The sequence below is a fragment of the Vallitalea longa genome (assembly GCF_027923465.1).
GTDB classification, from domain to species: domain Bacteria; phylum Bacillota; class Clostridia; order Lachnospirales; family Vallitaleaceae; genus Vallitalea; species Vallitalea longa.
In genome coordinates, this window is the sequence record NZ_BRLB01000007.1 from 1 (window position 1) to 25,623 (window position 25,623).

Here is a 25,623-nt window from a genome sequence, read left to right on the forward strand (position 1 = left end):
AATTTGATTCATTTGAATGATTTTCTCCTATAGTTGTTTTTGTGGTGATTACACTATAACAGAAATCTTCAAATGAATCATTTCTTTTTTATTTTGTTTATTCGGACATTTCATTATACAACTTTGCGTTTTAACAATAAAATTAGAATATTTATTCTTTATAGTTCATAAGTCCATTTTTATGATAAAATATTTTATAGGTGTTTATTTAAATTAATACTACCATTAAAAATATAATAAAGGAATTAAAGGAGCGATAATATGGAAATTAAGTATTTAGGTCATTCAGCCTTCTACCTGGAATCAGATGATTACAGAGCAATAATAGACCCCTTTTTAACCGGTAATTCACAATGTACAGCTACTATTGAAGATTTTGATGAACTTACACATATTTTTGTTACTCATGGTCATGGTGACCATTTAGGTGATGCTGTAGAATTGGCTAGACGTACAGAAGCGACTATCATAACAAATTTTGAATTAGGTAATTACTTGTTATTTAACTACAAAAACATATCTGTACATACAATGCATATTGGTGGAAGAACCACTTTAGATGGTATAATTATTAAAATGACTAATGCTCTGCATGGTTCATCAGTCATTACCCCTGAGAATGATATTATCTATGCAGGTAATCCATGCGGCTTTTTAATTGATTGTGATAATATAAAAATATATCATGCAGGTGATACCGGATTAACTCTTGATATGAAACTTCTTAAGGATGAGCATGTTAACATTGCGATGTTACCTATAGGTGGTAATTTTACAATAGACATACAAGATGCTTGCAAAGCAGTGCAATTAATCCAACCAGAACTTACTATCCCTATGCATTACAACACTTTCCCACCAATACAAGCTGACCCTTATAAGTTTCAAAAATTAGTGTCTTCAAAAGTAAAAGTTATGGACATTAATGAAAAAATTAATGTTTAGATATTAAAATAATAAAAATATCATAAAAAGAATTAGAACTTATTCGCATGGTATCTATTATATATTGATTAGTATTTATAATATTATTTTATGCTATAAATACTAATCAACTTCAAAATAATAATATCTAAGATTATTATAATAATCTTCATCCTCACTAATGAATGATGTTATTATTATACCATAGTTATCTTTTATAATGAACGTATGATAGCCTTCTTCAACATCGTCAAATCTTAATATCCTGTTTTGCCTTATACTATACAAATAAGGTTTCTCGACATTGAAATTTCTCCATGCTACAAATTCAGAACTTGCTTTAACTTGGTCAATGATATTTTTTGATTCAAATATCTCTTTATTATTGATTAGATCAACTAATGCACATACTGTATGTTTTTCTGTACTATCGGTACATTTATTTATAATACTGTATAAAGAATTATTGTTAGAATATAATTCCATTATATTATCTTTCATTTTTAGTTGAAAATCCTTATTATCTATACTTCTGAGTATGTTGAAATTGTTCTTTTTGTCTTTACCTATTACTATTATACTATCATCATATATTAAAGGATTTTGAATATCTTGATTAACAATGTTTTTTTCTTCATTATTTATATCATAGCAATATAATTTAATACTCATTTCATCATCTATTATTTCAATATCATCAAAATAAATTTTATTATCTTTTATTATTATGCTATTGTTGATAGCTGAGCTCGAACCATGTTCCGAAGTATATTCATGTATTAAGGATGAAGATTTATCTTTTATCTTAATTAGGTACAGATTTTTATTTTGCCATTCATCCTCAGATTTTTGCAATACAATGTATTCACTATCATAATGGCATATATCATAATCCTCATTATCACTAAATTCCACAATACTATTGTATGAATTATTTTTAATATCATATATACCCATATCATGATTTATTGGGAGCGTTTCTTCTGAATAAAGTGATATCAGGAAATTATTTTTATCTAATATTCCATTGATTGAAACTCGATACCCATTTATCTCTTTAGGTATATCTAGTTTTCTATAATTTATATTTTTATCAGCTGATACGACTTCGCAAGAAAAATCATATGTATTTTCTTTAATATTTTTATCATCAGCAGCTAAATTATTTTCTTGCATATCATTAATAGATTCATTGATCTTATTTGACTCACAAGATGTAAGCATACATATCAGAATGATGTAAATTAATATCGCTTTTATAGTTTTCATATCAATAACTATATATAATAACTTCTATAATAAATTCATATAAATATAAGTTATATATATCCTTTCGTAGTATTTTAAACATGTAATTTTTTTATATGATCTTATATATATAAGATTTAGTAGCAGAGATTAATAACTTGATTAATCTCTGCTTATAATTAATTTATTACCATACTAAACCTCTAGCTTTGACAAAAGCGGCTAATTTGTCTGTAGTAATTGAATAGTATTTACTTATATTATCTCCCCAACTTACTGCATCAGATTTAGCTGGATCAACTATCCAAGTATCATCTCCACTATCTTTATAACCATCGATAGCCAACCAATGACCGATTTCTTTTGCAGGATAATTTGGTAATATACTTGCGTGACCAGAAATATTACCATATGACCTACCACAAGCCATTAATCCATGTCCAGCATCTATTGTTGCAACTACTTTAGGTTTTATATTACTAGCTTGTACATTTGTAGTACCAGCTGCTCCATATGGGTAAGGAATATAATAAAATCCGATTTTATCTTCTAGATAATTAGGCACTGGAAATTGATCTCTACTATCTCCATTTGATAAATACCATGGACAAGAATTTGAAGTTTTATATACTTCTTGAGCTATAGTTGTCTGTGTTTTTGATACTCCTTCAAAATCTAATAAACTTTTGATTGCTGCATATCCACACCAATAATTTTTTTCCTGTGCCACTTGATATATTGATAACCTACTACTAGTAGAAGATGTCGATTTTAATGAATGAGTTGATTTATCAACTGGTGCTAGTTGCATTTTATAATTTTTCATTTCTTCTATATTGCCACTTACTTTAGCATTATAATACTTATCTGCTAACATTTCTTTATGATGAATTTTTTGTGCTACTTGAGGATCATATTTAAAATTCCCGATAACTGGAGCATAATCCTCAACATCAGTATTAATCGCTGCAGATGCTGATAAACCCATTGACATTACCATAATTGTTACTAACATAAGATTCATTAGTTTTTTCATTAGTTTCCCTCCAAAATTATATATTTTATATGAGTTAGGTTACTTACCAACCAATCTAGTTGATTCGTTCAATTATATAATACATTTTATCAGTCATAATAACTAGCGGTTTTATTGAGTTTGAATATAATTATTTTCATAATACAATTATTACGTACTATTCATAATATAACATAAATATTTTTTCATATCTAAACACCTCTCTCAATATGTATTTTTAATCTGATATAAATTAATGTTTGAATTGTAGTTCATAATATTGTTTTTATACTGGTATACACATAAAAACTGAAACATGATTATATATGAATCCATTAGATTGTTGGCATCGTAGAGTAAAAAATTAATCAGATGAATTGTTAAAAAGATAACAATCCAATTTAAATTTTTAAAGTTGTTATTTGAATATAATTATAAACATTGATCAACAAATTATACCTAAATGCACTTAACATTATTATTATAGTCAAACGCTGTTAAATACAATTTATATTTAACTAACTATAGATTATCATTTAAATATCAGCAGTAATATATAATATTAATATACATAAATAAAGTAAACTAAGATATTAACAAACTATTCTGTATGTATATAATAAACCATGCAAGTTAAATTGTCAATATTTTCTTTATATAATTAATATATTGTAATATTATAAAAAAACAATGAGTATTGTGCAATGTTATTCCAATAAATGAAATAACTTATTTCTTTGTAAATAAGAAAAACTCACCAATAAAAATCAGCTTTTGACCTAATTCTTACCAATGAGTATTATTTATCTGTTTGGGTTTCATTATTATTCAATAAAAATTTTCATGAATTCTTATTTATCTGTTGATATAGAGGTTTACTGGTCTTTTTCCTAGTCATTTCTACTAAACCTAATCCAGTCATTCCTACTACAAAAACTTTATTTCTATCTTTTTTAACAAAAGAACTCAATTTGGTTAACAGTTGTTTATTATGTTCTTTATCTTTCATATCAATAAAATCAACTATAATGATACCGGATAAGTTTCTTAGCCTAATTTGATATGCTATTTCTTTTGCAGCTTCAATGTTTGTTTTAAATATAGTTTCCTCCAAATTTTTTTTCCCAGTATATTTGGATGTATTAACATCAATAGAAACTAATGCTTCTGTTGGCTGTATGACTATGTTACCTCCAGATTTCAACCATACTTTCTCGCATAGAGCTTTTTTGATTTTGACACCTAATCCATATAAGTTCATAAGGGATAGATTGTTATCTTTATATAACTTAATTTTACTAGTTAAATCAGGATTTGTTTTTTCCATATATGCGTATACTTGCTCATACAGTTCTTCGTCATTTATTACATATTCATCAATACTAGTATCATACATATCTCTAACAAATTTCAGTACTGAGTCTATCCCTTTATATATTTCTGTATAACATGTCCTATATTCTGCTGTATTTATGATAGTATCATATTGAGCTATAAGTTCTTGTATTTCATTTTCTATAAGTTCTTCTTGTATTTCAAATGCATTAGTTCTAATTATGAATCCGAAAGAATCGGTTAAATGTCTTTCTACAATATTTTTCAATCGTTCTCTTTCTTCATTACCCTTGATTTTACCAGATAAACCTACGAAGTTTTTACCTTTTGTCAGTACTACGTAACGACCTGTAAGGGATATGTTAGGTGATACTACACAACCCTTGCTACCATTTTCATCTTTTACTATCTGTACTAATAATTCATTACCTATAGATATTTTTTTAGAATTATTGCTTTTGGTGTAAATTATATCTGAACTATCATCAAGTGACATATATGCATTCTTGGTTCGACCTATATTGATAAATGCGGCATTCATACCTTTTACAACATTAACCACTTTACCTATATATATTTTCCCCACAAGCTCATGACTGTTCTCTTCACTTATTCCAAGTTCTATTAATCTTCTTTTTTCATCCAATAAGGCACTGTAAATTACATTTTCATCTTTTGAGACAACTAATTTATATGACATCTTAACACTCCTGTGAAATCTTATCTAGGGGAAGAAATTTATTATTGCTAATATAATATATCTCTTGTCTATGAATTTTATAATCAAATTTATTATATTCCATGTTGTTGACTTTGCAAAGTGATTCAAGAACTACTTGAGGTTTAATGTTCATTCTGCTTCCTGTAGCAATAAGCAATAACAATGTATTTTCAGATGCCATAGCTACATTTAGGATACCTGGTTTGATATCAATATCTTTTATTACATTCTTCTTGTTTTTTTTCTGTACAATTATCTTGTCTTTTGACATTAGATTATTAATCATATCATCATTGATAATAATGTTTTTTATATCTATTTTATATTTAGCGGCATCAATAAGAGCCATAGCGCTCTTAGCTTTTTCTGGAAGTACAATGATGTTAATGATATTGACTCCTTCTGGTGTATGATTATTCAGATTTTCAATTTGATAATTGATATCTATATCTTCAGTTACTTTTGCATCCAAATATTCTGCCTCACTAGTTATACCAACAGAAAGTGGTGCTCCTATAGACATGATTGGATGAGGATTAAAACCTTCTGAAAAAGCTATTGGAAATTCAGCTTTTTTAAATACTCTTTGAAAATTTCTTATTAGATCTAAGTGACCAATAAATTTCATTGTACCCTCTTTAGTAAATTTAATTCTTATCAACATAACAAATACCTCCACCAAAACTTTTTGCCCCGCAATTCATACAAGAATCAATACAATTCTTACTGATAACTCCTTCTTTGGCACGTAAGTATTCTCTGTACAAGAATTCTTTTGTAACTCCAGTGTCAATAAAATCCCAAGGTAATATCTCTTCGAATTTGCGTTCTCTAGATGAATAAAATAATGGGTCTACATCATTGTCTTCAAATGCTCTTTTCCAATAGTCGAATTTAAAAAACTCTGACCAAGCATCAAATGCTGCTCCGTTTTTCCAAGCGCTATATATAACTTTTGATATTTTTCTATCTCCTCTAGCCATGACACCTTCTAACATACTGGTTTGTACATCATGACAATTATACTTTATACTCTTTTTATTTATTTTACCGTTAAGGAATGTTTGTTTTTCCATAAAAGTTTCATAGGTATCTTGAGCGGTCCACTGAAATGGTGTGAAAGCTTTTGGTACAAAAAATGAAGTACTGACAACAATCTGTGGCCTTCTCTTTCTAACTTCTTTTGGAAGTTCATAATATTTTTCAACTATATCTTGTCCAAGCTTGGCGATTGCTTGTATATCTTCATAAGTTTCTGTTGGAAGGCCAAGCATAAAATACAGTTTAACTCTTGTCCAACCACCTTTAAATGCTTCTGAAGAGCCTGAGAGGATATCTTCTTCTGTAATACCTTTATTAATGACATCCCTAAGTCTCTGTGAACCTGCTTCAGGTGCAAAAGTAATACTGCTTTTTCGTTGTTTTTGAACTTTACCCATAATATCTAATGAAAACTTATCGATTCTAAGTGATGGTAAAGAAAGATTTACATGATTATCATTACCAAATTCATCAATCAAATAGTCAGTCAGTTCCTCAAGACCAGTATAATCACTAGAACTTAAAGAAATAAGAGAAATTTCATCATGTCCTGTATTCTTAATTAATTCTGTAGCTTGTTTCTTAAGAACATTGACATCTTTTTCCCTTAATGGACGATATATCATACCAGCCTGACAGAAACGGCAACCTCTTGCACATCCTCTGAACAACTCCAAAACAACACGGTCATGAACTGTTTGAATAAGTGGAACTAGAGGTTTACTTGGATAAGGAGCTTCGGTAAGATCCATTACTATCTGTTTTTCTATTTTTGTTTTTGCATTTTTATGAGTAGGTTTGAATTCTTCTATTTCTCCGTTCTCTTTATAAGTAACATCATAAAATTTTGGTACATAAACACCTTCTACATCAAGAAGTTCAATCAAAAATTCTTCTTTAGTTTTTCCTTGTTGTTTATGTGCCTTATACATTTCTAAAATTTTAGGCAAAGTTGTTTCAGCTTCTCCAATATAAAAGAAATCAATAAATTCTGCTATTGGTTCAGGGTTATAAGTACATGGACCACCTGCACACACGATTGGATCAGATTCTTCCCTATCTTTGCTAAACACTGACATACCCGCTAGATCCAATGCATTTAGTATATTAGTATAACTCATTTCATATTGGACTGTGAACCCTAGAAAATCAAAATCTCTAACACTATCTTGAGATTCAAGTGCAAACAATTCAATATCATCTTGTCTCATTAATTTTTCAAGATCATTCCATGGAGAGAAGACACGTTCGCAGAAGGTATCTTCTCTTTTGTTAAGAAAATCATATAAAATAGCTAGTCCAACATGAGACATACCTATTTCATATACATCTGGAAAACATAAGGCGAATCTTATATCTACTTCATCAATATTTTTATTTATGACATTGATCTCATTCCCTAAATATCGTGCCGGTTTCTCAACACTTAACAGAACTTCATCCGTAAGTCTTAATTTCTTATTCATTTATAAAACTCCTTAATCTATATGAATTTTGCATTAATTAGTATATGTAATTTTTTTATTTAACTTATATTATAATATAATATATTTAGCAATATAACAACTAAAATTTGATATATCCTAGGAAGTATACATATAAATTAGATTTATTTACTATAAAACAAGAAATATAGATAAGATACATCGATTAAAGAAGAGAAACAACAGACTCTTAAAAAACTATGTTAAGAGTCTGCAATTATTATACATCCGTACTATATTATTTTTGATTACTATCCATATCTATAGAATTATTTTCAGCAGTATCACTACCAATTCTAAGTACTTTGTTGGATAATTCCTTAAAATCTTCATTATAATATAATACTTCATAAATACTATCTACATCAAATTCTCCTACTTTGACTTCATATTTTTTAAAATAAAGAGTTGCAAGTAATATGATGAAGCATATGAAAACCTTTATTGCAATTTTGCTAGAATAAGTTTGTTCATTTTGACGATTTCTTACGTATCTATTTTTATTTCGACGTCTAACATTTTTTTTATTCATTAATCACTCATCCCTTCATACATCAATTAAATTTCATTAATTGACTTTTTAATAATCTATTTTGACCTTATAATATTTGAGCCAGTAATTAAGCTGAATAAGATAAGCTATAAATTGAGGTTCTTTCATCAATTGTCCAAACCATGGTGTAATAAATTTTTCTTCATGGTCATTAACTAGATTATATACATTCTTAGTATTTATTAAATTATGTATTGGACTATTGCCATCATCTAAGATATCTTTTAGAATTAATTTAACAGATTTACTGTAATCAGGATTATATGTTTTGGGATAAGGTGATTTTTTTCTGTATACGACATCTTCTGGTAAATATGAACTGAGTACTTTCCTTAAAAGTCCTTTTTCTATATTATTATGATTTTTAATATGCCATGGAATATTCCATGTATATTCTACAATTCTATGGTCGGCATAGGGTACTCTTACTTCAAGGCTTTTATACATACTCATTCTGTCTTTTCGTGTTAATAATGTTAGCATGAACCATTTCAAATTAATATATGTAAGTTTTCTTATTCTCTTTTCATATTCTGATTCATCATCTAGAAAATCAATCTCACTAATTGTTTCTTTATATTTATTATTGGCAAATTCTTGCAGTTTTAACTTATTTAATTCTCCTGACAAAAATGATTTCCTTTGATTAATATGTTTATTCCATGGAAAACCATCAAAATATATGTCCTCTTCTTTTCTATACCAAGGATAACCACCGAATATTTCATCTGCACATTCTCCGGATAATGCAACAGTATGTACATTTTTAACATTTTGGCAAAACAGCATTAATGATGAATCAATATCAGCCATACCTGGTAGATCATAAGCTAAAACAGCATCTTTTAACGCTTCAACTAGCATATTTGTATCAATAGTTATCTTTTTATGATTTGAACCAATATATCCTTTAACTCTTTCTACCCATATATTATCATTACTTGGTTGGAAATCAGAAGCTATAAAATATTTATCATTATCTTCATAATCAATAGAATATGTAGTAAGTTTTTTTGATCTATTTCTAAAATATTCACTAGCTATAGATGAAATTCCACTTGAATCAAGGCCTCCTGATAAAAAAGTACATATGGGTACGTCTGATACCAGCTGTTTTTTAATAGCATCTTCTACTAAAAAAGCAGTATGTTCAAATGTAGATTCTTCATTCTCTGTATGGTAATTGGTTATTGGTTTCCAATAAATATTTTTATATAATTTTTTTGGTGTCAACAATATATATTCGCTAGGTTTCAATTCAAATATATTTTTAAATACTCCGCTACCGAGTGCTCTACTTGGTCCTAAACTAAATAATTCTAAAAGTCCATTTTCGTTTAATACAGGTTCCATATCTGGAAAATCCAGTAAAGATTTAATTTCAGAAGCGAAAATGAACGAACCATTTATGTATGAGTAAAATAAAGGTTTCACTCCTAATCTATCCCTTGCAAGAAATAGTGATTTCGACTTTTCTTCCCATATTGCAAAAGCGAATATTCCGTTAAAATATGTAGTACAATCTTCACCCCATTCAATATATGATACGAGTACTACCTCCGTATCACAATTTGACCTGAATTTATAACCTTTTTTTATTAGTGTATCTCTTAATTCTTTTGTGTTATATAATTCACCATTATAAACTATAGTATACTCGTATTGCGAGATTTTTTTAGTCATTGGTTGCTTTCCACCTTCAGGATCAATGACCACTAATCTTCTATGACCTAACAAGATATTTTTTTTATAATAAAAGCCATATTCATCTGGTCCTCTATGAACCAATTTATTCGTCATACTGTGTATAGTATCTCTTTCCTCAATAATATTTCTATTATAATTAACCCATCCAGTAATTCCGCACATTACAATCATCTCCCTTTACTACTTTAATTTCTGCAACAATAAATAACTTGTATTACTTTCTTTATCTATATATATGCAAAAGTGCCGTTTTTATGATTTATAGTGTACACTAAAAATACTTGAATCCTAACATAAGTTATGATAGGATTATAAATATTGAATAAAGTTACATTAGGAGGTTCATTATGAGCGCATATGATGTGTTAATGGAAAGAGGATTTATTGAACAAACAACCCATGAAAAAGAAATTAAGGAATTATTAGAGAATGAAAAAGTCACATTTTATATAGGATTCGATCCAACTGCTGATAGTTTAACTGTAGGTCACTTTTTACCAGTTATGGCTATGGCTCATATGCAGAGAGCTGGTCATAGACCAATAATTCTTATTGGCGGCGGTACAACAATGGTAGGAGATCCTACTGGAAAATCAGATATGCGTAAGATGATGACCCAAGAACAGATTAACGATAATGCCGAAAGTTTTAAAAAACAGTTATCTAAATTCATTGACTTTGAAGATGATAAAGCTATAATGGTTAATAATGCTGATTGGTTACTTAATCTTAACTATGTTAATTTTTTAAGAGAAATTGGTGTTAATTTCTCTGTAAATAGAATGCTTACAGCTGAATGCTATAAATCCAGGATGGAGAAAGGTCTTACATTCTTAGAGTTCAACTATATGCTAATGCAATCTTATGACTTCTTGGCTCTCAATAGAAAATATAACTGCTGTCTTGAATTAGGCGGTAACGATCAATGGTCTAACATTCTAGGTGGTGTTGAATTAATAAGACGTAAAGAACAAAAACCTGCATTCGGTATGACTTTTAAGCTTCTTACTACAAGTGAAGGTAAGAAAATGGGTAAAACCGAAAAAGGTGCTGTATGGCTTGACCCCGCAAAGACTTCCCCTTATGAATTCTATCAATATTGGAGAAATGTTGAAGATGCTAAAGTTGAAGAATGCTTAAGTCTTCTTACATTCTTACCTATGGAAGAAGTTAGACGTTTAGGTGCATTGAAAGACGCTGAAATCAATAAAGCTAAAGAAGTACTTGCTTATGAAATCACAAAAATAGTTCATGGTGAGACTGTTGCAAAACAAGCAATGGAAGCTGCGAAAGCTTTATTTACCGGAGGAGCTAAAAGTGGTTCTATTCCGACTACTGAAGTTACAAAAGATGAGTTTGAAGAAGGCATGGATATCATTTCCGCTCTTATAAAGGCTAAACTTGTTCCTACACGTTCTGAAGGACGTCGAATGATTCAACAAGGTGGCGTAAAAGTAAATGATGTAAAAGTAGATACAATTGATAGAACGTTAACAAATAATGATTTCAAAGAAGATGGTACTATGTTAATCAAAAAAGGTAAAAAAGGTTTCCATCAATTCAAAATACAATAGTTGTAATAATATTTAGTATATTCAATAAAAGAGCTTGCATTTTGTGAGCTCTTTTATTATAATAAATTTATAGACACAATCAGAATATATATATTCATTTAACTATATTAATTTAATACTATTTATAATAAGCGTGTTACTATATATAGGCATTAGCTTTATATATATGTATTTTCAATGATACATATGTATATTGTTAATGCTTTTATTATTGCTAAAAACTGTTTTTTTGTTAGACAGTTTTTATAATAAAATTAGGAGGTATCTTTATATGAAATTATTTAAGAAAATTTTCAGACATTATACCTACTCGTTATTAGTTCTATTACTAATCTTTTCTCTATTTAGCTCATTACCTGTATCAGCTAGTGATACTAATCCACAACCCAATGTTATTCCTGCCTTACAAGAATGGACTGGAGAAACTGGATGTTTCACACTTACCCCATTATCACGTGTATGTATCGATCCATCTTTTGAAATGGAATTATTGACTAGAATGACATCATTTAAAGAAGAAATAAAGCTTATCAATGAAAATCTAGATCTATCTATAGTAGTTTCTGACGATCCGGCTGATTGTGACATATATATTACTCTAGACTGTCAAGATACTAGTATTGGTGATGAAGGATATCTTATGGATATTGATACTATGATAAGATTAACTGCTAATACTGCTGATGGTGCCTTTTATGGGACAAGAACTCTCCTACAGATTTTGGCTGCTGATACTACAAAAGATTCAATCCCTAGAGGAAATATCAAAGATTATCCAATGTATGAAGAACGTGCTTTCATGATTGATGTATCCAGAAAATATTTTACTATTGATTTTCTAAGGGATTATGTAAAATTAATGTCATGGTTCAAAATGAATGATTTCCATATACATTGGACTGATGATTGGTATGATGGATATTGGGCTTTCCGTTTAGAAAGTACCACATATCCTGATATAACAGCTACAGATGGTAGTTATACTAAGCAACAAGTTAATGAGCTTCAAGATCTAGGTGATATTTATGGAGTGACTATAACTCCTGAATTTGATTCACCCTCTCATGCAAGACCTTATACTAAGATTCGTCCAGATTTAATTAATCCTAATAAAGGTGACCGATATCTTGATTTAAATAATCCTGATACATATACTTTTATGCAATCAATATATGATGAATATGTTCCTTTATTTAGGGCACCCAATTTTCATATTGGTTGTGATGAATATGATGGTGGTGGTGAATCATATCGTCAATATTATAATATTATGGCTGATTATGTGAAGAATCTTGGAAAAAATGTCCGTGTTTGGACTGGATGGCAACATGAAAGTGGAACCACTGTACCTGACTCAGATATTATTATTGATGTATGGGAAGGCAATTTTGATGTCAATAATTGTGTGAACAACGGAAACAAAGTCATTAATTCTAGTGGAGATTATTTATATATCGTTCCTAAGACCAGCTGGGTACCCGATTTACCTGTTTTATATGAACAGTGGGAACCTCATATATTTAACAGAGCTAGAACTAATAAATTAGCTCCTGATAATGAACAACTGCTAGGTGGTAAACTTAATATTTGGCTAGATGATAAAAGGGATTTAGTTTCACAACAAGACTGTGATAAACTTATTCAGCCTGCACTAAAGATATTATCAGAAAAATTATGGGGAGAGAAAGATTCTCATACCTATGAAGATTTTGTGATTAGAACTTTAGAAATAGGTAATGCTCCGGGAATTAACCTTACCCCTACTGAAAAATTGCCTCCGATAGATGAGAATAATTTAGCTTATACTAAGCCGGTAACTGCATCTTCAACAGAAAATAATACATTATTTACTCCTGATAAGGCAGTTGACCGTTATACAACATCACGATGGTCAAGTAATTATAGTGATGACGAATTCATCTATGTGGATTTGATGAATATATATACTGTAGATAGTGTCAAATTATTATGGGAAGATGCATACGCAGAGAAATATAAAATACAAGTTTCTGAAGATGCAGTGAATTGGACAGACGTTTATATTGAAAGTGATTCAGATGGTGAAGAAGACATTATTAACTTTTCACCTGTAACTGCACGATATGTCAAGATGCAAGGTGTCAAAAGAAAAACCAACTGGGGATATTCTTTATATGATTTCAGTGTTTATGGCTCTGATGTATCTCCTACTAATAATATAGCTATTAATAAACCATTTTTCGTATCCGGTGTAGAACCTTCCACTTCATTTAACGGTCATTTGGCTGTTGATGGTAACATAGAAACTAGATGGGCTAGTGACTATGATGATGTTGCTTGGTGTTATGTGGATTTAGAAGAAATGACTGCTGTTAGTAAACTAAATCTCAAATGGGAAAATGCCTATGGAAAAAAATATAAAATACTGATATCTGATGACGCTGTTAACTGGACAGATATCTTTACGGAAAACAATAGTGATGGTGGTTTAGATACAATAAACATTGACCAACAAACAAGGTATATTAAAATGCAAGGTGTAGAAAGAGCAACCGATTGGGGATATTCGATTTGGGAATTGGAAGTATATAATTAAAATTAACAAAATCTTAGAATTCATTTAGTATGTTATACTAAATGGATTCTTTTTTCCTATTTGTTCTTTAGTAATTTCTCAAGTAGTCTTTCACTTTTAGCTTTATTATTGCATGATAATCATTTATAATTATATAAGCGAAATAATTTAAAGACTTAGGAGTGTTACTAATGAAAATTATTCTATTATGTTTTGCTGGTTTTATTGCAGCATTTGTTGATTCTATAGCGGGAGGTGGCGGATTAATAAGTGTTCCTGCATATTATATGGCTGGACTTCCCTCACATATGGTTCTCGGAACAAATAAATTTTCAGCTACATGTGCTTCATTGACAAGTTCAATTAAATATCTTAAAAGTGGATTAGGTAGTAAAAACCTTTTAAAATATGCTATTCCTTTCACCTTAGTAGGTGCATGTATAGGAGTTACTGCAGCTCTAAATATCGATGAGAAAATACTTAGTAGTGTCATACTGATAATGGTCCTTATCATCGGGGTTTACTCTCTTTTTTCAAAATCACTAGGAATCAAAGAAAATCTGAAAAAAGTTACTAGAATGAGAATTTTCCTTCTTATAGTATTAGCTCTTATTCTTGGTTTCTATGATGGCTTCTTTGGACCTGGTACTGGTTCTTTTTTGATGTTTGGCTTAATTAGCCTCTTTGGTTTTGAATTCACTAAAGCAGCTGCTAATGCAAGAGTAATGAATTTTTTCAGTAATATTACTTCACTGTTCTTATTTGCCTTAAACATGAAAATTAATTTTTATTATGGTATTCCTGTTGCAATATGTAGTATAATTGGTGCTAAGCTTGGAACTGCATTTGCACTTAAGAAAGGTGCAAAATTAATAAAACCTATTTTTGTTACTATGTCATTAATATTATCTTTGAAATTATTGATTGTAGATGTATTACATTTATTATAAAACATCTAATAATACATATATGATAAGTTCTGTAAAGATATTAGAAGAACTTATGATGATAGGTTGATAGAAAATAAAAGGTTGTTTTTGATTATAGACCAGATTAAGTATTAGGAAATTTATAATTATAAAAAATAAGGAATAAGAATTTTCCTATCCCTTATTTTTTTATATTCTATTTTATATTTTTTAGAGTTTCTATTAAGAATTCCCAAGTTCTTCTAGTTGATGATATACTCAACTTTTCATCTGGTGTATGTACATCATACATGTTAGGTCCAAGAGAAATCATGTCTATACCTTCAATTTTGGCATCAAATACACCACATTCAAGTCCTGCATGGATAGCTTTGATTAAAGGTTTTTCACCATACATATCTTCATATGTCTTAGCAAATATATCTCTTAATTGGGATTCTTTTCTATACTCCCATTCTGGATACTCACTTCTAACGTGAAATTCTGAATTAGTATATTTAGCAAACAAACCCAATTGATATTTCATTAATTCTTTTAATGAACCTACAGAACTTCTAACAGCTGAAGTTAATTTGATTATGTCATCATTAGTTGTAACTACACCAAGATTAAGAGAACTTTCAACTAATCCTTCTATATCTGAACTCATGGTTTGAATTCCGTTTGGTAAGCATGTCAACAAGAAAATAAGTTTATCAAGTGTTTCTCTAGAAACTACTTTATAAGAATCCTCATTTCCTTTTGTTACAACTACTGTAAGTCCGCTATCACTTGTTTTGTATTCATGTTTGATTTCATTCACAATTTCATCCACGATATTATCAAATTTATTATCATCATCATTGATAACTATATTTGCTATTGCTTCACGAGGTATTGCATTGTCTTTAGAACCACCACATATATCAATTAATTGAATACTTGTCTTGGTGTTAAGTGCATATAGAATTCTTCCCATCAACTGATTGGAATTAGCTCTGTTCTTATCAATATCGCTACCAGAATGACCGCCTTTCAAACCTTTAACCATAATCTTAACAATCTTTCCAGTTGCTGATTCCTTCTTAATAGGAATATCGATATAAGTTTTTAGACCGCCTGCACAACTTACTAGAAATTCCCCTTCTTCTTCACTGTCAAGATTCACTAGGTATTTACCTGAAAGATTAGCAGGATCTAACGCTAATGCTCCATTCATTCCAGCTTCTTCATTAGTTGTTATAAAAATTTCAAGAGCTGGATGTTCAATTTTATTTGAGTCAAGAATTGCAAGACAGTAAGCTACTGCCATACCATTATCAGCACCCAAAGTTGTACCATTAGCACTAATGAAATCTCCTTCTACAACTAATTCTATAGGGTCTTTTAGAAAATCATGCTCTACATCAAAATTCTTTTCACATACCATATCCATATGACCTTGTAGAATAACTGTAGGACAATCTTCATATCCTTTTGTTGCAGGTTTTTTAATTATAACATTTAACTCTTCATCTTGTATAACTTCTAAGTTCCTTTCTTTTGCAAAAGAAACAAGGTAATCACTTATACCTTTTTCATTCCCTGATCCTCTAGGAATATCACTAATGTTCTCAAAAAATTCAAATACACTTTTAGGTTCAAGACCTTCTATAACTTTACTCATTTTACTCACCTTCCCAAAATCTCTTATTTTGATAGAGAAGTTATAATTAAACCATTTTTAATTCTTAAAACTATGAATTGGTGCTGGTATTCTACCACCTCTATTAATAAGTCTTTCGCATCCAAACTCATTTACAGGCATTAATGGAGCATAACCTAATAATCCACCAAATTCTGCTTGATCACCTACATCTTTACCAATAACAGGTATAACCCTAACAGCTGTTGTTTTTTGATTAATCATTCCAATAGCCATTTCATCTGCTATCATTCCTGAAATAGTAGATTCCTTAGTTTTACCTGGTATCGCAATCATGTCAAGACCTACTGAACAAACACATGTCATAGCTTCAAGCTTCTCTATTGTTAAAGCTCCTTTATTGACAGCATCTATCATACCTTGGTCTTCACTAACTGGTATGAAAGCACCACTTAATCCACCAACATATGATGATGCCATAACCCCGCCTTTTTTAACTTGGTCATTTAATAATGCAAGGGCTGCCGTTGTTCCAGGTGCACCTACATAATCCACACCAATTTCTTGTAAAATTTCTGCAATACTATCACCTATAGCAGGTGTTGGTGCAAGTGATAAATCTATTATGCCAAAAGGAACACCTAAAGCTTTAGATGCTTCTTTTGCAACTAATTGTCCAACTCTAGTTATTTTAAAAGCTGTTTTTTTAATAGTCTCACATAGCTCTTCAAAATCTTTGCCTCTACAAGTTTCTAAAGCCTTTTTAACGACACCAGGACCACTAACGCCAACATTGATTATGGCATCTGCCTCACTAACACCATGGAAAGCTCCAGCCATGAATGGATTATCATCTGGTGCATTACAAAAGACAACGAATTTTGCACAACCTATTGAATCACTATCTTTAGTTAATATTGCTGTTTCTTTTATAGTACTTCCAAGTAATTTAACTGCGTCCATGTTAATTCCGGTTTTTGTTGAACCTACATTAACTGAGCTACATACTCTTTCTGTAGTAGCAAGAGCTTCTGGTATAGATTTAATCAATTTCTTATCGCTTTCTGTCATACCTTTGCTGACAATAGCTGAAAAACCACCTATAAAATTAACACCAACTTCTTTTGCTGCTCTGTCTAGTGTTTTGGCAATAGAAACGTAGGAATCTGTCTTAGTACTTGATGCTGCAATAGCTATAGGTGTTATTGAGATTCTTTTGTTCACAATAGGAACACCATATTTTTTCTCAATATCTTCTCCAACTTTAACTAGATTTTTAGCCTTAGTCGTAATTTTATTATAAATATTTTCATTAAATCTATCAATATCAGGGTCGGCACAATCAATAAGACTAATACCCATTGTTATCGTTCTTACATCCAAATTTTCTTTCAATATCATTGTATTCGTTTCTAGTACTTCTAATGAATTAATCATGTATAATTCTCAATCCTCTCAGGTTGTATTTATAATAGTTATAATCTATGCATCTTATTAAAGATTTCTTCGTGTTGAAGTTTTATAGTTACTCCTATTTTATTTCCAAGTTGGTCTAATTCATCTACAACTTCTCCAAAAGGCTTTGTTATATTATTAACATCTACTATCATCATCATATTGAAAAAACCTTGTACGATTGTTTGAGATATATCAAGGATATTAATATTATCTTTTGCAAGATAGGCACAAACCTCCGAAATAATTCCAACTCTATCTTTTCCTACTACTGTTATAATACCTTTTTTCATTACTAAACTACTCCTTTCTGTCTTATACAACAACTAGTTCTGAATTACTGTTTCTTGATGCAACTGATAAATTCAAATCATTACAATTAATATGTGAACAATTTGATAATACTGTTTTGACTGATTCATAAGCTAGCTCGGGAAAATTATTTTCCTTACTAAGATGTCCTAAAATCACATGTGATAAAGCTTCGTCATATAATGTAGAAATTAATTCGCCTGATTTCTCATTTGACAAGTGTCCTACATCACTAAGAATTCTTTTTTTAAGGAAATAAGGATACTTTCCTACCTCTAATAGTCTTACATCATGGTTTGCTTCTATAAATAAAACATTAGAACCATGTAAATTATCTATTATGTATTCATCATAACATCCTAAATCTGTTGCAACGCTTATTTTTTTATCTTCACTTCTAAAAGTATAACATACTGGATCAATTGCATCATGAAATGATTTAAAAGGATGTATCATCATATCCTTAATCACAAAATCTTCATTGGGAAAAATTTCAACAAACAAATCATCTGGCATTTTCCCTAATGCGCTATAATTTAATGTAGCATTCCATGTTTTTCTAGTAGTATATATAGGTTTTTTATATTTTCTAGCAAATACTCCAATACCTTTAATATGGTCTGAATGCTCATGAGTTATTAAGATACCATCTATAGTATTAGGATCTATATTTATATCATTCAGTCCTATTTCTACTTTCTTTCGGCTTATACCTGAATCCACTAATAAATTAACTTTATCAGTTCCTACATATATACAATTACCACTACTGCCACTAGCTATACTACATAATTTAAGTGCCATTACTAATCTCCCATCTTTATATTATCTTTGCTAAATTACGCTTATATCATACAATTAAGTGATTATACGATTTTTTGAAAGTAATAAAGCCATAAACCATATAAAGTTTATAGCTTATATTATACATTATAAATCAATATTATCAATAGTAATTCTTCCTCTACCGTTAGCTTTTGAAATGTACATTGCACTGTCAGCTCTTTTTAATAAATCTTTGGCGCTTTTACATACTTCTGGATAAGAAGAAATTCCTGTACTGATATTTATATTAATCAATTTATCGTCATGGGATATTTTTTGCTTTGTTATATTAGTATGTATATCTTCCATGACCTTATAAGCTTCATCTAAGTTTTTGTTAGGAAAAATTACAACAAACTCCTCACCACCGTATCGTCCCACTATACCACCTTGTTGGTTAGCATATTTTTCAGATATGTTCGCTATGATTTTCAAAACTTGGTCCCCGAATATATGACCATACGTATCATTGACTTTTTTGAATTTGTCTATGTCGAAAAGCGCAAGGGATAATACTTTATTATTGGTTTCTGCATCTTTATAAAGATCCCTATATGCTTTCTGCAAATAATTTCGGTTATAGACACATGTCAAACCGTCTCTCTTAGCCATTTCTTCCATCTTAGCATATAAGTTTGCATTATTGATAGCAATGTTAATCTGATTAGCGATTCCCTGAAAAAATTGTATACTATTTTCATTAATCATTTGGGTAGCTGTATGTTCAGCTATCAATAGTCCATATGTATTTTTATCATTAAGTATTGGTATTATAACTAAAGAACCAACATCTCTTTTGGATATGAATTCATATTTTCCTTTACTCACATCATTATCTATATATGGATCTTTTATGCTGAAGTATCTGTCCAGTTTTCCTGTATTCATAATACTGACAAATGATTTTAAATAATCTTTACCGTGTGTAGATTTAACTTTATAATGATAAGTATCAAGATTGACATCGTAAATAACCAATGAACAGGTATCTACACCGATTGCACCTAATATGGAATCAGTAACCAATTCCATTAATTCATCAACATCCAAAACAGAACTTATATAACTGAGTATTTCATTTTGGATATACATTTCAGCTGTAAATCTACTTAATCTTTTATTAGCTTTCTCCAGTTCCATTTTTTGTTTAACTAATTGATCATGGACTTGTTGAATCTGTTTCCCTGATACTACCAACTCTTGATTTTTATTTTTAACTTTCAACCATAATTTCTTTTGAATGTTTACCTGATTCTTGAGATCTTCTGTAGAACCATAAAATATTAGATAAACTCCTATAACTACAATGACAATCTGTAACATGAAAAGAACTGGTACAAAAGTCAAATGACCTGTAATACCCCTATAAATACTAGCTAAAGTTAATGGCAATATTACTAAACCATATGCATTATATCTAATTAATTTATTTTCAAAACCAAGTATAATGATTACTTCTACACATAACATTATATACATAATACATGCAGAATTAGTAAGAAATCTACTTTCTTCAAATACGACAAATGAAGTTATAATCAGCTGAATCAATTTTACAGCGTAAAAAATATAAATATTCTTAAAATATTCTAATTTATGGAAGACTATATTAATAATATATAGTACTATAACTAGAATTAGTCCTTGAATAATAAATTTATCGCACCTATTAGTTAATTTAGTAATCACAAAATATATAATAATCATAGCTGTTATTATAGTATATATATGTATAAATCTCTTTTCATATTTTAATGTGCGTTCCAAGGCCTATCCCCTCACTTGTCCCAATATACTTCTATTTGATCTCCCATGCTTATCTTTTCCATATAAGAAGCTGTTCTTTTATTTATAAGGCAAACTATTTTACCCTGTGGTCTTTTCAAATCGAAATCTATGTAATCAAAAATATCTACGAAAATATAAGATTGTTTACCTTGTAATATGATATCTTTTCCATTTACATATACTTTTACTTGATTATTATTATTGAAAGATATTTTTTCATTCTCAATTGTAGCAGCAATCTCGTTAGTTTTACTATCATTAACATCTTTTATTGTATTTTCATTTAATACTATTTTAATCTTATCATATCTATTGACAATATGATTAAGAGACTTTAATTCATCATTAACATATATTGAACTATTTTCAGTATTAATATCTGTAATATCTATGATATCTTTTATTGTATAATCGGTAAATATTTTAATATCATCTTGGTCATTTATTATATAACTATTATCTTTTTCTACATCATTGACCATTATTTTATATGGAAAATTGAATTTATTATCATTAATGATAACATTGAATTTTCCATATTTATCTATTATATCTTTAATCAGTAAAGATGGCATTTTCCCATGTTTCGCTTCAATAAGCGTTATATTATCATCCGCACTTATTGGATGATTGAGACTTGCTATTTTTTCATTAACGCGTATAATTGCTGGTTCTCCAGTACTACCTCTCAATTTTATTATGGTTCCATTCAATTTATAGGTTAAATCTTTTCCACGTCTACATATCAAATTCTTATGATTATAGCCTTTATAAGCAACTATATCAACTAAAGTTAAATTATTGTTATTAAATACTTTCAGTTTTTCACCATTTAATATAACATTAATAAAATTATTATTGATCTTGTCTAGTCCACTGAGACATATACCAACAGGTGTAACCATTTCTGGATTTTTAGATTTTCTATCTTTAAAGTATACATTATTGAGAACTTCATAACCTCTTAATGCAACTCTCTCATTAGGAAGTAAAAGCTTACTTGATAAGATTTTGGTAAACTGTTTAAGTCTTCCTCCACCACCGACACAAAAAACTGCATTGGTAGTTTTACCTCCATTGAGTTCGAATATCTTATTGCTTATATTTTCAGCCAATAAATCAATTGTTGGTTTTATTGTATTATATATTTCTTCAGAATTTATTTTATGTGTAATCCCCATAATATCTTTAAATACTATAGTTTTAACTTTATTGAGTTTAAGCTTCATTTTTTCAGCGGTTTCGAAATCTACTAAATAGTTATGTACAATTTGTTCAGTTATTTCATCTCCAGCCATAGGAATCATACCATAAGCTATGATACTTCCTTCTTTTGTAATGGCAATATCTGAGGTACCTGCACCAATATCTACTAAAGCTATATTCAATAACCTATATCTTTCTGGAATTGCAATATTAATTGCCGCTATTGGTTCTAAAGTAAGATTTGATATCTTAAGATTGCATTTATCAATAACTGAATACAGACTATCAACTACTTCCTGTGGTAAAAATGTAGAAAGTAAATCCACCCCGATTTTTTTACCTTTATGACCTTCCAAATTGGAAAATGTATAATCATTGAGATAGTACTTTATTACACTATATCCTACACAATGATAAACACTATTGTCATTTAGTTCTTCATCTAACATGTTATGTGCCTTATCCATAGCCATCAATTCCAAAAGATGGATATGGTCTTTATTAATTATTTCATTGTTCTCCATTTGTTCTTCTACATGTACTTGATATGTTTTTAATACTCTTCCAGCTGCAGCTATACATACATTCTTAAGCTTAAAACCAATTTGCTTTTCGAGTTTAGTCTTAACTATATTGACCGTTTCAGCAACTTTATCAATATCATGGATTTGTCCATCTATCATGGCTCGTGTATTATGTAGAGCAGTATAATTCCCTATTACATTAAACTTATCATTATCCATACAACCTACTATTCCAACTATACTTCTGGTTCCTATATCAAGTCCAAAAACATACTCATTAACATGTAATATTTCTTCTGATGTCATAGCTTAAAAATCACCTCAAATGCTTATTACAGAACTTTATATCAATTTAATATTATTGGTAAATCAATATTTTGCATACATATACATAATATATAATAACACATAAATGGAAAAAATCTAGACTTTTATATTTTTTTTAACAAAAGAGGATTAGATTCTTTATGAAAATAATCCTCTGATAGTATTTTATATATAAATTTTATTCTACAATATATAGATTTTCTATACCATTATAATTATTATAAATTGAAGGGTCAAGTTTACCTTGTACTCTTTCTTTAGTTATCATTGCAGATGTTCTGAAGAATAAACTGAAATAAGGTAATTCTTCAGAAAATAGATTCTTGAATTCATTAATAGAATTCAACAAATCATTATCCGTTACACTTGAAAATACATTTTGTAATATTCTATCCATTTCTGGATTGTTATAACTAATAAAATTATTACCATTATTAATCTGGGTTGAATGGAAAGCAAATGTAAAATCAGGTATAGTGGAAAGTTTCCATTCACCTAACAATAAATCAAAATCTTTATCAGTTATTTTTTGATTATAGGTTATTCTATCAACCGAATCTAGTGTTATCACGAATCCTGCTTTTTCTAAGGATTCTTTAATATTATTTGCTATTTTCAGTCTAATAGGATTATCGTTGTTAACTAATATCCTTAAACTAAGATTTTCTTTGGTTCCATCAACATTTCTATCTAATATCTTATCTTCATCAGTATCCAAAAAATCAGCAGCGGATATTAAGTCTTTCGCTTTTTTATTATCATAATTATATTTTGTTTCTGCATTTTCATTCAACCATGATTTAGGATGTATTGGATATTCAGTTATATACGCATGATTTAAAAATTCATTCTTGATAATATCTTCTCGATTAATCGCATATGCAATAGATTGTCTAATGTTTTTATCGTTCAATACTCTATTATTAAAGTTATAACCTAAGAATGTATAATAATAAGTCGGGTATTCAGTTAATGCTACTCCTTTTGTTTCTGCATATTCCTGCCAATCGAATTTTTTAGGATTAATCATATCCACTATATTCTGTTCAAAAGCATTCAAATCATTTTCTTCATCTTTTGTAATAATGCCTTTGATATTAGTAACATATACATCTCCTTCAAACCAATTTTCATTGGCTACTAGCTTAAGTTCTCTCATTGTAGTAAAGCTAGAAAATGAATATGGTCCTGTACCAACAGGTTTCATACTATTATCTTCACTAGATTTATAATACTGTCTAGGTATTATAGGAAAATTCATTGTATATAAAGAAAATGCAAAAGGTTGGTCAAAATAAATTTTAAAAGTATAATTATCTATAGCAGAGACTCTTTTATAATTTTTGACATTAACTTTATATATAGAATCTTCAGGAGCAGCTTTTAATGTATTAATGGTATACACAACATCTTGAGAGTGTAATTCAGTACCATTATGAAACATTATATTTTTCTTCAAGGTTATTGTTATTGAAGTTCCAGCTTCTGATAAAGTATACGAATCAACCAAATTCGGTACAGGTTTTTCATTATCATCCAATACAAAAAGTGGGTCAAAAACTAATTTTAGCATTTGATCGATAGTTCTATCTGTATTAAGTAATGGATTTAATGTAGCTGGATTTCTTATTAATAACTTTAACTCTCCTCCGAAACTAGCAACTGGTTCAACAGATTTTTCTTCGGAATTTTCACTTGATTCGTTATTTTTAGTGTTTTCTATTGTATTCTTATCTGTTATTTTAGTACATCCACCAAGTTGTGAGAAACACAATATTATTAACAGCATACATAAAGATAATTTTCTCATTAAATTTTTCCTCCTGTTAATTAATCAAATATGCTTTGATTTGCTCAAAAGTATATTTTAAAGTATTACTATTATCTATCACTACATCTGCATATTTTCTAAATTCACTATCTGTTGGTTGTTTACCAATTATATCTTTAGCGGATTCTGCTGAAATATTTCTATACTTTAATAGTCTATCCAATCGTACGTTCATATTACAATAAATATACCAATATTCATCGATCAAAGAATAAATTTCACCTTTACCTAAAGCTGTAATTTCTAGAACTATATACTTATATTTATTATCTTTTTTAAGATCATTGATAATTTGGATTATATTATCATTAATATACGGATGAGTAATATTAGTTAACAGCTTTAGTTTTTCTTTATCAGAAAAGACTACTGCTCCTAACCTTTTTCTATTAATATTACCATTATTATCCAAAATATTCTTACCAAAACATTTAATGATTTTTTTATACGCTTCACTATCTTTTTCTAATATTTCATGTGCGACTTTATCAGCATTTATAATATAAGCATTAAATTTATTTTTAAGTAGATTAGATACTTCCGACTTACCACTTCCACATCCACCAATTATGCCAATAATTTTCATTAAATCAACTCCAAATTTTTATACACAATAAATAAATTTCTAATTAAATCAATATAATAT

General features: G+C 29.1%; 19 protein-coding genes. 4 read left to right on the forward strand and 15 right to left on the reverse strand.

From position 1 onward, the window contains the following. Positions 1 to 261 precede the first annotated feature (261 nt). Positions 262 to 945: a metal-dependent hydrolase gene (locus tag QMG30_RS12435; protein WP_281815816.1), complete on the forward strand. Its 684-nt coding sequence runs from the start codon at positions 262 to 264 to the stop codon at positions 943 to 945. A gap of 102 nt (positions 946 to 1,047) precedes the next feature. On the opposite strand, the gene QMG30_RS12440 is transcribed toward QMG30_RS12435, so the two are convergent. From QMG30_RS12440 to asnB, 7 genes are all read right to left on the reverse strand, one after another. After that, on the reverse strand, positions 1,048 to 2,193 hold the full coding sequence (locus QMG30_RS12440; RefSeq protein WP_281815818.1) for a hypothetical protein: 1,146 nt from the start codon (positions 2,191 to 2,193) through the stop codon (positions 1,048 to 1,050). 166 nt (positions 2,194 to 2,359) lie between these two features. Then, positions 2,360 to 3,208, reverse strand: a complete 849-nt coding sequence (locus QMG30_RS12445; RefSeq protein ID WP_281815820.1) for a C39 family peptidase — start codon at positions 3,206 to 3,208, stop codon at positions 2,360 to 2,362. An 820-nt stretch (positions 3,209 to 4,028) separates the two neighbouring features. Beyond that, the gene (locus QMG30_RS12450) at positions 4,029 to 5,222 is read right to left on the reverse strand and encodes an Rne/Rng family ribonuclease (RefSeq protein WP_281815822.1); all 1,194 of its coding nucleotides are present in this window, start codon (positions 5,220 to 5,222) and stop codon (positions 4,029 to 4,031) included. A 1-nt stretch (position 5,223) separates the two neighbouring features. Beyond that, the gene (locus QMG30_RS12455; RefSeq protein ID WP_281815824.1) at positions 5,224 to 5,907 is read right to left on the reverse strand and encodes a TIGR03936 family radical SAM-associated protein; all 684 of its coding nucleotides are present in this window, start codon (positions 5,905 to 5,907) and stop codon (positions 5,224 to 5,226) included. Further along, positions 5,891 to 7,750, reverse strand: coding sequence for a TIGR03960 family B12-binding radical SAM protein (locus QMG30_RS12460; RefSeq protein ID WP_281815825.1), 1,860 nt, complete (start codon positions 7,748 to 7,750; stop codon positions 5,891 to 5,893). Before QMG30_RS12460 ends, QMG30_RS12455 begins: the two co-directional genes overlap by 17 nt. A gap of 256 nt (positions 7,751 to 8,006) precedes the next feature. Further along, complete coding sequence (locus QMG30_RS12465) at positions 8,007 to 8,300, reverse strand: hypothetical protein (protein WP_281815826.1); 294 nt, start codon at positions 8,298 to 8,300, stop codon at positions 8,007 to 8,009. Positions 8,301 to 8,348: 48 nt separating this feature from the next. After that, positions 8,349 to 10,190, reverse strand: a complete 1,842-nt coding sequence (asnB, locus tag QMG30_RS12470; protein WP_281815827.1) for an asparagine synthase (glutamine-hydrolyzing) — start codon at positions 10,188 to 10,190, stop codon at positions 8,349 to 8,351. Between the two features lie 185 nt (positions 10,191 to 10,375). Here asnB and tyrS point away from each other — a divergent pair, with 185 nt between their 5' ends. The 3 genes from tyrS (at position 10,376) to QMG30_RS12485 (ending at position 15,106) form a co-directional block, all read left to right on the forward strand. Beyond that, positions 10,376 to 11,602 (forward strand): tyrosine--tRNA ligase, encoded by a 1,227-nt coding sequence (gene tyrS, locus QMG30_RS12475; protein ID WP_281815830.1) that lies wholly within the window; start codon positions 10,376 to 10,378, stop codon positions 11,600 to 11,602. 271 nt (positions 11,603 to 11,873) lie between these two features. Next, positions 11,874 to 14,177, forward strand: a complete 2,304-nt coding sequence (locus tag QMG30_RS12480) for a glycoside hydrolase family 20 protein (RefSeq protein ID WP_281815831.1) — start codon at positions 11,874 to 11,876, stop codon at positions 14,175 to 14,177. Between the two features lie 170 nt (positions 14,178 to 14,347). Beyond that, positions 14,348 to 15,106, forward strand: a complete 759-nt coding sequence (locus tag QMG30_RS12485; RefSeq protein WP_281815832.1) for a TSUP family transporter — start codon at positions 14,348 to 14,350, stop codon at positions 15,104 to 15,106. Between the two features lie 175 nt (positions 15,107 to 15,281). Here the strand turns inward: QMG30_RS12485 and QMG30_RS12490 are convergent, their stop codons facing one another. From QMG30_RS12490 to coaE, 8 genes are all read right to left on the reverse strand, one after another. Then, on the reverse strand, positions 15,282 to 16,730 hold the full coding sequence (locus QMG30_RS12490; RefSeq protein WP_281815834.1) for an aminoacyl-histidine dipeptidase: 1,449 nt from the start codon (positions 16,728 to 16,730) through the stop codon (positions 15,282 to 15,284). 57 nt (positions 16,731 to 16,787) lie between these two features. Beyond that, on the reverse strand, positions 16,788 to 18,146 hold the full coding sequence (locus QMG30_RS12495) for a PFL family protein (protein WP_281815835.1): 1,359 nt from the start codon (positions 18,144 to 18,146) through the stop codon (positions 16,788 to 16,790). Positions 18,147 to 18,184: 38 nt separating this feature from the next. Further along, on the reverse strand, positions 18,185 to 18,457 hold the full coding sequence (locus tag QMG30_RS12500) for an ACT domain-containing protein (RefSeq protein WP_281815837.1): 273 nt from the start codon (positions 18,455 to 18,457) through the stop codon (positions 18,185 to 18,187). A gap of 22 nt (positions 18,458 to 18,479) precedes the next feature. Beyond that, positions 18,480 to 19,280 (reverse strand): MBL fold metallo-hydrolase, encoded by an 801-nt coding sequence (locus QMG30_RS12505; RefSeq protein WP_281815838.1) that lies wholly within the window; start codon positions 19,278 to 19,280, stop codon positions 18,480 to 18,482. A gap of 126 nt (positions 19,281 to 19,406) precedes the next feature. Continuing rightward, on the reverse strand, positions 19,407 to 21,068 hold the full coding sequence (locus QMG30_RS12510) for a sensor domain-containing diguanylate cyclase (RefSeq protein WP_281815839.1): 1,662 nt from the start codon (positions 21,066 to 21,068) through the stop codon (positions 19,407 to 19,409). Positions 21,069 to 21,079: 11 nt separating this feature from the next. Continuing rightward, positions 21,080 to 23,125: a cell division protein FtsA gene (locus tag QMG30_RS12515; RefSeq protein ID WP_281815842.1), complete on the reverse strand. Its 2,046-nt coding sequence runs from the start codon at positions 23,123 to 23,125 to the stop codon at positions 21,080 to 21,082. Between the two features lie 199 nt (positions 23,126 to 23,324). After that, positions 23,325 to 24,956, reverse strand: a complete 1,632-nt coding sequence (locus QMG30_RS12520; protein WP_281815845.1) for a peptide ABC transporter substrate-binding protein — start codon at positions 24,954 to 24,956, stop codon at positions 23,325 to 23,327. A 16-nt stretch (positions 24,957 to 24,972) separates the two neighbouring features. Continuing rightward, positions 24,973 to 25,563, reverse strand: a complete 591-nt coding sequence (coaE, locus tag QMG30_RS12525; RefSeq protein ID WP_281815848.1) for a dephospho-CoA kinase — start codon at positions 25,561 to 25,563, stop codon at positions 24,973 to 24,975. Positions 25,564 to 25,623: the final 60 nt, after the last annotated feature.

Excerpts from the sequence above, each read along its gene's own strand:
- QMG30_RS12435 (WP_281815816.1), top strand. The coding sequence starts at position 262 with ATGGAAATTAAGTATTTAGGTCATTCAGCCTTCTACCTGGAATCAGAT.
- QMG30_RS12440 (WP_281815818.1), bottom strand. The coding sequence starts at position 2,193 with ATGAAAACTATAAAAGCGATATTAATTTACATCATTCTGATATGTATG.
- QMG30_RS12445 (WP_281815820.1), bottom strand. The coding sequence starts at position 3,208 with ATGAAAAAACTAATGAATCTTATGTTAGTAACAATTATGGTAATGTCA.
- QMG30_RS12450 (WP_281815822.1), bottom strand. The coding sequence starts at position 5,222 with ATGTCATATAAATTAGTTGTCTCAAAAGATGAAAATGTAATTTACAGT.
- QMG30_RS12455 (WP_281815824.1), bottom strand. The coding sequence starts at position 5,907 with ATGTTGATAAGAATTAAATTTACTAAAGAGGGTACAATGAAATTTATT.
- QMG30_RS12460 (WP_281815825.1), bottom strand. The coding sequence starts at position 7,750 with ATGAATAAGAAATTAAGACTTACGGATGAAGTTCTGTTAAGTGTTGAG.
- QMG30_RS12465 (WP_281815826.1), bottom strand. The coding sequence starts at position 8,300 with ATGAATAAAAAAAATGTTAGACGTCGAAATAAAAATAGATACGTAAGA.
- asnB (WP_281815827.1), bottom strand. The coding sequence starts at position 10,190 with ATGTGCGGAATTACTGGATGGGTTAATTATAATAGAAATATTATTGAG.
- tyrS (WP_281815830.1), top strand. The coding sequence starts at position 10,376 with ATGAGCGCATATGATGTGTTAATGGAAAGAGGATTTATTGAACAAACA.
- QMG30_RS12480 (WP_281815831.1), top strand. The coding sequence starts at position 11,874 with ATGAAATTATTTAAGAAAATTTTCAGACATTATACCTACTCGTTATTA.
- QMG30_RS12485 (WP_281815832.1), top strand. The coding sequence starts at position 14,348 with ATGAAAATTATTCTATTATGTTTTGCTGGTTTTATTGCAGCATTTGTT.
- QMG30_RS12490 (WP_281815834.1), bottom strand. The coding sequence starts at position 16,730 with ATGAGTAAAGTTATAGAAGGTCTTGAACCTAAAAGTGTATTTGAATTT.
- QMG30_RS12495 (WP_281815835.1), bottom strand. The coding sequence starts at position 18,146 with ATGATTAATTCATTAGAAGTACTAGAAACGAATACAATGATATTGAAA.
- QMG30_RS12500 (WP_281815837.1), bottom strand. The coding sequence starts at position 18,457 with ATGAAAAAAGGTATTATAACAGTAGTAGGAAAAGATAGAGTTGGAATT.
- QMG30_RS12505 (WP_281815838.1), bottom strand. The coding sequence starts at position 19,280 with ATGGCACTTAAATTATGTAGTATAGCTAGTGGCAGTAGTGGTAATTGT.
- QMG30_RS12515 (WP_281815842.1), bottom strand. The coding sequence starts at position 23,125 with ATGACATCAGAAGAAATATTACATGTTAATGAGTATGTTTTTGGACTT.
- QMG30_RS12520 (WP_281815845.1), bottom strand. The coding sequence starts at position 24,956 with ATGAGAAAATTATCTTTATGTATGCTGTTAATAATATTGTGTTTCTCA.
- coaE (WP_281815848.1), bottom strand. The coding sequence starts at position 25,563 with ATGAAAATTATTGGCATAATTGGTGGATGTGGAAGTGGTAAGTCGGAA.